At 60.6% G+C, this 9,779-nt stretch carries 11 protein-coding genes; 5 read left to right on the forward strand and 6 right to left on the reverse strand.

Annotated features, from left to right (window positions below):
• The first annotated feature begins 1 nt into the window (after position 1).
• From BVH06_RS00400 to BVH06_RS00410, 3 genes are all read left to right on the forward strand, one after another.
• Entirely contained in the window at positions 2-826 is an 825-nt protein-coding gene (locus tag BVH06_RS00400) for a mechanosensitive ion channel domain-containing protein (RefSeq protein WP_075930078.1), read from the forward strand.
• A gap of 89 nt (positions 827-915) precedes the next feature.
• Positions 916-1,506, forward strand: coding sequence for an RNA polymerase sigma factor SigX (gene sigX, locus BVH06_RS00405; protein ID WP_075930079.1), 591 nt, complete (start codon positions 916-918; stop codon positions 1,504-1,506).
• 105 nt (positions 1,507-1,611) lie between these two features.
• Entirely contained in the window at positions 1,612-2,592 is a 981-nt protein-coding gene (locus tag BVH06_RS00410; RefSeq protein ID WP_074888455.1) for an OmpA family protein, read from the forward strand.
• A 285-nt stretch (positions 2,593-2,877) separates the two neighbouring features.
• On the opposite strand, the gene BVH06_RS00415 is transcribed toward BVH06_RS00410, so the two are convergent.
• Positions 2,878-3,192: a transcriptional regulator gene (locus BVH06_RS00415; protein WP_075932819.1), complete on the reverse strand. Its 315-nt coding sequence runs from the start codon at positions 3,190-3,192 to the stop codon at positions 2,878-2,880.
• 195 nt (positions 3,193-3,387) lie between these two features.
• On the opposite strand from BVH06_RS00415, the gene BVH06_RS00420 reads away from it, so the two are divergent.
• Positions 3,388-3,780, forward strand: coding sequence for a hypothetical protein (locus tag BVH06_RS00420; RefSeq protein ID WP_075932820.1), 393 nt, complete (start codon positions 3,388-3,390; stop codon positions 3,778-3,780).
• Here the strand turns inward: BVH06_RS00420 and BVH06_RS00425 are convergent, their stop codons facing one another.
• Entirely contained in the window at positions 3,781-4,716 is a 936-nt protein-coding gene (locus BVH06_RS00425; RefSeq protein WP_075930081.1) for a LysR family transcriptional regulator, read from the reverse strand.
• 140 nt (positions 4,717-4,856) lie between these two features.
• On the opposite strand from BVH06_RS00425, the gene BVH06_RS00430 reads away from it, so the two are divergent.
• Positions 4,857-6,068 carry an acyl-CoA dehydrogenase gene (locus BVH06_RS00430; protein ID WP_075932821.1) on the forward strand — a complete coding sequence of 404 codons (1,212 nt, stop codon included), beginning with the start codon at positions 4,857-4,859 and terminating at the stop codon, positions 6,066-6,068.
• A 4-nt stretch (positions 6,069-6,072) separates the two neighbouring features.
• Here BVH06_RS00430 and BVH06_RS00435 read toward each other — a convergent pair whose 3' ends face one another.
• The 4 genes from BVH06_RS00435 to xthA all read right to left on the reverse strand — a co-directional run bounded on the left by BVH06_RS00435 (position 6,073) and on the right by xthA (position 9,678).
• Positions 6,073-6,267 (reverse strand): hypothetical protein, encoded by a 195-nt coding sequence (locus tag BVH06_RS00435; RefSeq protein ID WP_075930083.1) that lies wholly within the window; start codon positions 6,265-6,267, stop codon positions 6,073-6,075.
• Entirely contained in the window at positions 6,264-7,256 is a 993-nt protein-coding gene (locus tag BVH06_RS00440) for a TerC family protein (protein WP_075932822.1), read from the reverse strand. Before BVH06_RS00440 ends, BVH06_RS00435 begins: the two co-directional genes overlap by 4 nt.
• 153 nt (positions 7,257-7,409) lie before the next feature.
• On the reverse strand, positions 7,410-8,789 hold the full coding sequence (locus tag BVH06_RS00445) for a substrate-binding domain-containing protein (protein ID WP_075932823.1): 1,380 nt from the start codon (positions 8,787-8,789) through the stop codon (positions 7,410-7,412).
• A 76-nt stretch (positions 8,790-8,865) separates the two neighbouring features.
• The gene (gene xthA / locus BVH06_RS00450; protein WP_075930086.1) at positions 8,866-9,678 is read right to left on the reverse strand and encodes an exodeoxyribonuclease III; all 813 of its coding nucleotides are present in this window, start codon (positions 9,676-9,678) and stop codon (positions 8,866-8,868) included.
• Positions 9,679-9,779 lie beyond the last annotated feature (101 nt).

Consider the following 9,779-nt stretch of genomic DNA (forward strand, 5'->3'; position numbering starts at 1 on the left):
AATGGAACTCGACCCCTGGACTCATAGCCTGGTCGCCGCAATGACGGCGCTGTGGACGAAAGTCGCCAGCTTCATTCCCAACCTTTTCGTCGCGCTGGTGCTGGTGCTGCTGGGCTTCATCGTCGCCAAGCTGCTCGACACCCTGCTGTCCAAGCTGCTCGGCAAGCTGGGCCTGGATCGCTTGATGGCCGGGACCGGCCTGACCAAGATCCTCGGCCGCGCGGGCTTCCAGGTGCCGGTTTCCGCGCTGATCGGCAAGATCGTCTATTGGTTCGTGCTGCTGATATTCCTGGTCTCTGCTGCCGAGTCGCTGGGCCTGGAGCGCGTGTCCGCCACCCTGGACGTGCTGGCGCTGTATCTGCCCAAGGTGTTTGGCGCAGCGCTGATCCTGTTGGCCGGTGTACTGCTGGGGCATCTGCTCAGCGGCCTGGTGCGTGGCGCCGCCGAAGGCGTTGGGCTGGATTACGCCCACGGCCTGGCCCGATTGGCCCAGGGCCTGGTGATCATCATCAGCATCTCCGTGGCCATCGGCCAGTTGGAGGTCAAGACCGACCTGCTCAACAACGTCATCGCCATCGTGCTGATTTCCGTCGGCCTGGCGGTGGCACTGGCGTTGGGCCTGGGCAGCCGCGAGCTGGCCAGCCAGATTCTTGCCGGTATCTACGTGCGCGAGTTGTATCAGGTCGGCCAGGAAATCGAAGTGGGTGGCGTCGAGGGGCAGATCGAGGAGATCGGCACGGTCAAGACCACGGTGCTGACGGACTCCGGCGAGCTCGTCTCGCTCTCCAACCGCGTGCTGCTCGAGCAGCGGGTAAGCAGCCGCTAAGGGGCATTTCTGCTACCCTATGCGCCCAGCCAGCGGCCTGCTCCAACAGGCGCTGGCTGTTTTCGTCCTGACCGTTGGCCCGACCTGCTTTGAACGCACCCCAATCACCGTCACTGCGCTATGACCCACGCGAGCTCTCCGACGAGGAGCTGGTGGCGCGTGCCCATGATGAGCTGTTCCATGTCACGCGTGCTTACGAAGAATTGATGCGGCGTTACCAGCGCACATTGTTCAATGTGTGCGCGCGATATTTAGGGAACGATCGAGATGCCGATGATGTCTGTCAGGAAGTGATGCTCAAGGTTCTTTATGGGCTGAAGAACTTCGAGGGTAAATCGAAGTTCAAGACCTGGCTCTATAGCATTACTTACAATGAATGCATCACTCAGTACCGCAAGGAGCGTCGCAAACGTCGTTTGATGGATGCGCTGAGTTTGGATCCTCTGGAGGAGGCGTCGGAAGAGAAGGCGCCAAAGATAGAGGATCGAGGCGGATTGGATCGCTGGCTCGTGCATGTGAACCCGATCGACCGGGAAATTCTGGTGTTGCGTTTTGTCGCGGAGCTGGAGTTTCAGGAGATCGCCGACATCATGCACATGGGACTCAGCGCTACCAAGATGCGCTACAAGCGCGCGTTGGACCGATTGCGGGAAAAGTTTGCAGGTATTACCGAAAGTTAGTTCGGGGCAAGCTTTGGCTGGCAAAGGTAAGTTTTGTTAAACTTACCGCAGACTCGCATGTCTACCTGCATGCGGATCAATCACTCATAGATGGGGATTTAACGGATGAAACTGAAAAACACCTTAGGCGTAGTCATTGGCTCCTTGGTAGCCGCTACCTCCATGGGCGTGCTGGCTCAAGGCCAAGGCGCTGTCGAGGTGGAAGGCTTTGCCAACCGCTACTTCACCGACGTTCAGCGTGACTTCGCTCACGACGAAGGCAACCTGTTCGGCGCAAGCGTTGGTTACTATCTGACCGACGACGTCGAACTGGCTCTGTCGTACGGCGAGTACCATGACCTGCGTGGCGAAGGCGCTGCTGGCAGCAAGAACATCAAGGGCAACCTGACTGATCTGAAAGCCCTCTACCACTTCGGCCAGCCGGGTGTAGGTCTGCGTCCGTACGTTTCCGGCGGCGTTGGCCACCAGAGCATCGGCGACGCCAACAAAGGCGGCCGTGACACTTCCACCCTGGCCATCGTTGGTGGCGGCGCGAAGTACTACTTCACCGAGATGCTGTACGCTCGTGCCGGCGTTGAAGCTCTGTACAACATCGACAAGGGTGACACCGAGTGGCAAGCCGGCGTGGGTGTCGGTCTGAACTTCGGCGGCAGCACCCGTCAGGTTGCTCAGGTAACCGAGCCGGCTCCAGAGCCAGTTCCAGCACCGGCTCCGGTCGTTGAAGAAGCTCCGCAAGTCGTTCGCGTCGAACTGGACGTGAAATTCGACTTCGACAAGGCTGCTGTCAAGCAAGAAAGCTACGGTGACATCAAGAACCTGGCTGACTTCATGAACCAGTACCCGCAAACCAGCACCACAGTAGAAGGTCACACTGACTCCGTCGGTACTGACGCTTACAACCAGAAGCTGTCCGAGCGTCGTGCAAACGCTGTTCGTGACGTGCTGGTCAACCAGTACGGCGTAGGCGCTGACCGCGTTAACTCCGTAGGTTACGGCGAGTCCCGCCCGGTTGCTGACAACGCTACCGAAGAAGGTCGCGCTATCAACCGTCGCGTTGAAGCTGAAGTAGAAGCCCAAGCCCAGTAATAGGCTCAGGCGTCATGAAAAACCCGGCTCAGGCCGGGTTTTTCTTTGCCTGCAGAAAAGCTTCGTCCAATAAAAACGGCATCTACCAGAACACCCGATGGGGGAAGGTGATCTGGCAGATGCCGTGTCCGTTACCTGGCTTCCCATAAGAAGGCTGCAAGGCGTTGTTGATCTTTCTGAAGCAAGCATCGCGCCATATACCCAGAGAGCTATCTGGTGGCGTTATCGAGCCCTGATGCACAAGGCCTGAACCATAAGCAGGCAACGAGCCCGATATATGGCTCATCATGAGGCAGGGCACGCCCGCGCCTCTTCCACATAGTCCCTGAGCCAGCGCAGTACTTCCACGGCTTCCCAGCGATTGGGATCGAACATCGCATAGGCCACTCCCTGGTAACCCACCACGTCCAGCTGACGGTGATAGCCCGCCCGTTGCAGTAGCGCTTCGATCTCGGCGAAGCAGGTGTTGAAGTGCAGACGATTGAACGGCGTTTTACCTTCGGTAACGATGCCTTCCAGGTGCAGTTCCTCGACGATGAGGCGCACCTTGTCCAGTGGCATCCGGTTGATCGTGTGTTTGAGTTGCAATACGTCCAGCATCGTTGCGCTCCCGCTATGGCCTGATCTCACCTGGAATGTTCCGGGCCTGCGATCGTGTGGTGACGGCGGCTAGGGTAAATCAAAAGTACTGTACAAATAAACAGTATTCGGTGATAGTGAGCCTCGACGCTTGCTGACTCCATGTCTGGCGGCGCTGCACACAGCGCCGCTGATCGATGCCGAGGACTCCCCGTAATGCACCAGATACTCATGACAATTGTGCTGTTGGTAACACTGACCGGTTGCGTGCAACCGCAGGTCGAGCAACCCAAGGTCAATGCCAATTACCTGGTCATCGAAGACAACCAGGCCTGGGCGGTGCTGGTTTCCGACGGCAAACGCGTCGAGGAGCATGGCGTGGTGGTCGACGCCATCAAGCTGGTCAGCAACGATGCCCCCGTGGCTGCCAGCTACGTGATCGATACGCCCAACTGCGGCAAATTGCAGTGGCTGGTCGAGCGGCAGGACGCTGCCGATGGCGTTACCACCCGCATGACTCTGCACGACAACAAGCAGCTGGGCGCATCGAATTGTGTGATCGGCGAAGGCCTGACGCGAATCTGGACGGTACTGGACTATTCCAGTTGATCAAGCTCCGGCGCTGGAGGTGGCTTTACGTTCCTCGGCGGTGATGCGCTGGCATATCTCGATAATCTGTTCTCGCATCCAGCGATTGGCGGGATCCTGATCGGTGCTTTCGTGCCAGTACAGGTGGGTTTCCAGGGAGGGGATGCCAGCCACCGGCAGTTCGCTGAAATACAGATCGTTATCCCGGGCGAAGCGCTCCGGCACGGTAATCGCCATGTCGGTATCGCGCATCACCCGGCAGGCCATCAGGTAGTGTTGCGAACGCAAGGCGATACGCCGCTGAATGCCCATCTTGCCCAGCGCCAGGTCGACATAGCCGAGGCCGCTGCGGCGGCTGGATATCTGGATATGGGTCAGTGACAGGTAGGCTTCCAGGCTGAGCTTTTCCTTGGCCAGCGGATGCCCATGGCGCATGGCGCAGACATAGCGGTCCTCCATCAACTTGACGTGCCGCACCTGCGGGTCGATGTTCAGCGGCGCATCCACGGCGAAGTCCAGTCGCCCGGCGGCCAGTTCCTTGGTGGTTTCGCGACGGCGCACCAGCATGCTTTCGATGGTGACGCTCGGCGCCTGGCGGCGCAGGCGTTGGAACAGGGGCGGCAGTACGACGGCCTCGGTCAGGTCGGTCATGCTGATGCGAAAGCTCTTGGTCGCTTGCGCTGGATTGAAGGTGCGGCTTTCCTGCACCGAGATACGCAGTTGCTGCAAGGCGTTGCGCACCGGCGTGATGATGTTCTGCGCCATGGGAGTGGGCACCATGCCCTGGGCGGTGCGTACGAACAACGGATCGTTGAAGGTCTCGCGCAGGCGGGCCAGGGCGTTGGACACTGCGGGCTGGGTGATGCCGACGATCTGCCCGGCGCGGGTGAGGTTGGCTTCGGTGTAGATGGCATCGAAGACCACGAAGAGATTGAGATCCACCTTGTTCAGGTTCATGCCTGAGCGACTCCGTACATTGTTCTTGTGCGCTGATCTTATATCTGTGATGAATGTTTATACACGCTGAAAATAGCGTCGATAAATGACCCACCGTCCACTAGCATTCTTCGCATACAGAAACGCAGCCGAGGTGCGCCGTGGATTTTGCCTATTCCCCCAAGGTTCAGCAGTTGCGCGAGCGCGTCACTGCGTTCATGCAGGCCCATGTATATCCGGCCGAGGCCGAGTTCGAGCGTCAGGTCGCCGAAGGTGATCGCTGGCAGCCGACTACGATCATCGAGCAACTCAAGGATCGCGCCAGGGGGGAAGGATTGTGGAATCTGTTCCTGCCAGATTCCGAGCTGGGCGCGGGGCTCACCAATACCGAATACGCGCCGCTGGCCGAGATCATGGGCAGCTCGCTGATCGGTCCCGAGCCGTTCAACTGTGCGGCCCCTGACACCGGCAACATGGAGGTGCTGGTGCGTTACGGCAGCGAGGAGCAGAAACGCCAGTGGCTCGAGCCGCTACTCAATGGTGATATCCGGTCGGCCTTCGCCATGACCGAGCCGGGCGTCGCCTCGTCGGATGCCACCAACATGCAGGCGACGGCCGTGCGTGATGGCGAGCATTGGGTGATCAATGGCCGTAAGTGGTGGACCTCGGGCGCCTGCGACCCCCGCTGCAAGATCATGATCTTCATGGGCTTGAGCAACCCGGATGGCCCGCGCCACCAGCAGCACTCGATGATTCTGGTGCCCATGGATACGCCCGGTGTGAAGGTGCTTCGCCCGTTGCCGGTATTCGGCTATGACGATGCGCCCCACGGCCATGCCGAGGTGCTGTTCGAGGACGTCCGCGTGCAGTATGGCAACGTACTGCTGGGCGAAGGCCGCGGATTCGAGATCGCCCAGGGGCGTCTTGGCCCGGGGCGCATCCACCATTGCATGCGCTCCATCGGCATGGCGGAGCGGGCGCTGAAACTGATGTGCGAGCGCGCGCTGCAGCGCACGGCATTCGGCAAGCCGCTGGCTCGCCTGGGCGGCAATATCGACCTGATCGCCGAGTCGCGCATGGAGATCAACATGGCGCGCCTGTTGACCCTCAATGCGGCGTACATGATGGATACGGTCGGCAACAAAGTGGCCGCCAGCGAGATCGCTCAGATCAAGGTGGTGGCACCCAACGTGGCGTTGAAGGTGATCGATCGCGCCATTCAGATGCATGGCGGGGCAGGGGTGAGCGGCGACTTCCCGCTGGCTTACTGGTACGCCATGCAGCGCACCTTGCGCCTGGCCGACGGCCCGGACGAAGTGCACCGCTCCGCTATCGGCAAGTACGAGCTGGGCAAGTACATGGCGAAAGCGTAGCGGCTTAGCAGCCTGGCTCTTTGTCGGGGCCGGGCACCAGGCTCAGCTTCTCGCCGTGCAAGCGCATATGAAGCTGGGCTGCGAAGGCGCGAGCGGCACCTTCGTCGTCGAACATCAGCGTGCGTTTGCCCAGGCGCACGCACCAGCGTACGCCGTCGGGCTTGTCGATTCGCTCGAGCTGCACAGCTTGTTCGGTCACGTCGTCTCGGCAGGTTTCTTGTCACGGGTTTTCAGCAGCGAGAGGATCACGCCGCCGGCCAGTACGCCCATGGTAACGCCGAGCGAGAGCAAGGCGGGAACCTTGATGAAACCGTGCAGGAAAATCTTGCAGCCGATGAACATCAGCACGATGGCCAGCGCGTACTTGAGGTACACGAAGCGATGCATCAGCGCAGCCAGGGCGAAGTACAACGCGCGCAAGCCAAGGATCGCGAAGATGTTCGAGGTGTAGACGATGAACGGATCCTGGGTGATGGCGAACACCGCCGGTACGCTGTCCACCGCGAACACCAGATCCGCCAGCTCGATCAGCACCAGTGCCAGCAGCAGCGGGGTGGCGAAGAGCAGCATCTTGCCACTGGCCGGATCTTTCTGGCGCACCAGGAATTTGCCGCCGTGCAGGTCGTCCGTGACGCGGATGTGCTTGCGCAGGAAGATCAGTAGCTTGTTCTGCGACAGGTCCGGATGCTCGTCATGGTCCTTGCTGAACAGCATCTTGATGCCGGTGAACAACAGGAATGCGCCGAACACGTAGAGAATCCAGTCGAACTCCTGCACCAGAGCGGTTCCCAGGCCGATCATGATCGCGCGCAGCACGACCACGCCGATGATCCCCCAGAACAGCACGCGGTGCTGGTATTTGCGTGGAATGCCAAAAAAGCCGAGGATCATCGCCATGACGAACACGTTGTCCATCGATAGCGACTGTTCGACCAGGAAACCCGTGTAGAACTCCAGCGCCTTGGTGGCGCCGAGCTCCCACCAGACCCAGCCGCCAAAGGCGACGCCCACGCTGAAGTAGCCCGAGTAGAGCAGCAGGCTCTCGCGCATTTCGATTTCGTGTTGGTCGCGGTGCAGCACGCCGAGGTCGAAGACCAGCAGCGCGATGACGATGATGATGAATGCCAGCCAGAAGTAGTACGGGGTGCCGAGAAACGGCGTGAGCATAAAGGCATGTAGAGCTGTCATGGGCCCTCCCTGTCGATGCCTAAGTTGAGATTCAACTTAGTGACTCCGACATCACGATGAGGTGGACTCATCGCCAGAGGGGCCCGGCGTCACATGTCCATAAGGCTAGGATGAAACGTACGGTTCGGCAAGTGCCTGGCGCGCCTGGAGAAATCAGTAAATCCAGACTTCCACGCGGCGATTCTTGATCCTGCCGCTGTCGCCTTCGTTGTCGGCGACCGGCAGGTCGTCACCCAGGCCGGTGACCTCGCGCATCACCACGCCTTCGCGAGCCAGTTCACGGCGTACCGCCATGGCGCGCAATTTGGAAAGCAGCTCGGCACGTGCGGACACCGCCTTGGGGTCGCCAAAGCCGACCAGCACCACTTTATTCTGCAGCTTGTTGTGTTGGCGCAGGTAATCGAGCACGCGGCGCAGGTCCTGCTGCGCCTTGTTGTCCAGATTGGCGCTGCCTTCCTGGAAACGGAAGTTCACCGACAGGCGCTGGGCATCGCGGGCCAGTGCCTGATAGGCCGGCGGCATGTCCGCGGTCGCCTCGACTTTCACCGCTTCGACGGTTTGCGCGATGAATCCGTTACCCGCCACGATGGCCTGGCCGCGGGGGCTCTGGGCGAAATGCAGCAGCGCTTCGGCCCAGGGGTTGGCACTTTTCGGTGGCCCGTACAGGAACAGGCGGCGTGACAGTGGGTAGTCCTCGGTGGCGATCAGCGTCACGCTCGGCGCCATGGGCTGCGAATCGCCCGCGGCGATGGCCACCGCCTTGGCCTTGCGCACGTAGGGCAGGCCGATGAAGCCGATGCCGTTGGGATCGCGGGCTACCGAGTCGGATAGCTGTTCGCTGGATTCGAAGCGCTTGGCCTTGCTGGACAGTTGCTTGCCGTTGGCGCCGAGTACCAGTTCCTTGAACGTATCGAAGGTGCCGGAGTTGTCGTCCCGAGCGTACAGGTCGATGGCGCCGGAGCGGCCGCCCAGCTGTGCCCAGTCGCTGATTTCCCCGGAAAATATCTGCGCCAGTTGCAGGGTGCTCAAGGCATCGATGGGGTTGCTGGGGTGCAGTACGATCGCCAGGCCGTCGATGGCGATGACCTGCTCGGCGTCCCGGCTCTTCATATTGCCGAAAGAGGACAGGCTGGCGATTTCGGCATCCTTGATAGGCCTTGAGGAGGCGGCCAGTTCGGCGCTGCCCTGGCCGATGGCGGTGAAGCCGGTTCCTGATCCGTGGGCGGCAATGGTCACGGTGATCTTGCGACCTGCGCCATTCACGGCGCTTACAGCCTGCTCGTTTTCCTGGGTCACGCTGGTGCGTATGTCGTTGAGCCCTTGCTCCTGCATCAGGCCCTTGACCAGTGCCGGGCCTAGCTTGGCGCCGATGGTGTTCGAGCCCTGGATACGCAGCACCGGTCGGTCGTCGGCGGGCAGGGGCAGGGCGGCGAACGCTGTCCAGGGGCTCAGGTACAGGACGAAACCGAGCAGCAGAAAGGTCGCCGTTCGGCTCCAGGTCTCGTGGTCACAACGGGTTGAGGCGCGCAGCATGCGGCAATCACCTTGCAAGGGATGGCGGAAGTGCTGCGACGATAAGACAGAAAAATGACTACAAGATGACGCTCGCTCAGCCGAGCTGCAGCCAGATCGGCGCGTGATCCGATGGTTTCTCCATGCCACGCAGGTCGTAGTCGATACCCGCGTCCTCCAGGCGATCCTGCAAGGCGCGCGACGCCAGGATCACGTCGATGCGCAGGCCACGCTTGGGTTCGTCCTCGAAGCCTCGACTGCGGTAGTCGAACCAGCTGAAACGGTCATCGACCTCGGGGTGCAACTGGCGGAAGCTGTCGACCAGGCCCCAGTTCTTCAGCGTGGCCAGCCACTCGCGTTCCTCCGGCAGAAAGCTGCATTTGCCGGTCTTCAGCCAGCGCTTGCGGTTGACCTCGCCGATGCCGATGTCGCAGTCCTCGGGGGAGATATTGATATCGCCCATGACGATCAGCGGCTGGTCGTGGGCGAAGCGGCTGCACAGCAGTGTCTGCAGATCCGCATAGAAGCGCTGCTTGGCAGGAAACTTGGTGGGATGATCGCGGCTCTCGCCCTGGGGAAAGTAGCCATTCATCACCGTCACCGGGTTGCCGTTGGCGTCGGCATAGGTGCCGTAGATGAAGCGGCGCTGGGACTGTTCATCGTCGTCCGGAAAGCCTTTGGTGATTTCCAGCGGCGCCTGGCGCGACAGCAGCGCCACGCCATAATGGCCCTTCTGTCCGTGGTAATGCACGTGGTAGCCCAGGTCACGGATTTCCGTTTCGGGGAACTGGTCGTCGCTGACCTTGGTTTCCTGCAGGCCGATCACGTCCGGTTGGTGCTTCTCGATCAGTGCGGCAAGTTGGTGCGGACGGGCGCGCAAGCCATTGATGTTGAAGGAAACGAGTTTCATGTCGGCAATCCTGAGCGTAGCGGGCGGTAAAACCACGATGCTAGCCGATCCGGTCGACGGGCTGCCAGCACGGCGGGAAATCGTTCGATACGTACATGCAC

Origin of the sequence: Pseudomonas sp. PA27(2017) (assembly GCF_001945445.1) — a bacterium.
Lineage (GTDB): Bacteria > Pseudomonadota > Gammaproteobacteria > Pseudomonadales > Pseudomonadaceae > Aquipseudomonas.

Coding starts and splice junctions, on each gene's coding strand:
- BVH06_RS00425 (WP_075930081.1), bottom strand. CDS start 4,716: ATGAACCTGAACAAGGTGGATCTCAATCTCTTCGTGGTCTTCGATGCC.
- BVH06_RS00420 (WP_075932820.1), top strand. CDS start 3,388: ATGCACCAGATACTCATGACAATTGTGCTGTTGGTAACACTGACCGGT.
- BVH06_RS00400 (WP_075930078.1), top strand. CDS start 2: ATGGAACTCGACCCCTGGACTCATAGCCTGGTCGCCGCAATGACGGCG.
- xthA (WP_075930086.1), bottom strand. CDS start 9,678: ATGAAACTCGTTTCCTTCAACATCAATGGCTTGCGCGCCCGTCCGCAC.
- BVH06_RS00415 (WP_075932819.1), bottom strand. CDS start 3,192: ATGCTGGACGTATTGCAACTCAAACACACGATCAACCGGATGCCACTG.
- BVH06_RS00445 (WP_075932823.1), bottom strand. CDS start 8,789: ATGCTGCGCGCCTCAACCCGTTGTGACCACGAGACCTGGAGCCGAACG.
- BVH06_RS00410 (WP_074888455.1), top strand. CDS start 1,612: ATGAAACTGAAAAACACCTTAGGCGTAGTCATTGGCTCCTTGGTAGCC.
- BVH06_RS00440 (WP_075932822.1), bottom strand. CDS start 7,256: ATGACAGCTCTACATGCCTTTATGCTCACGCCGTTTCTCGGCACCCCG.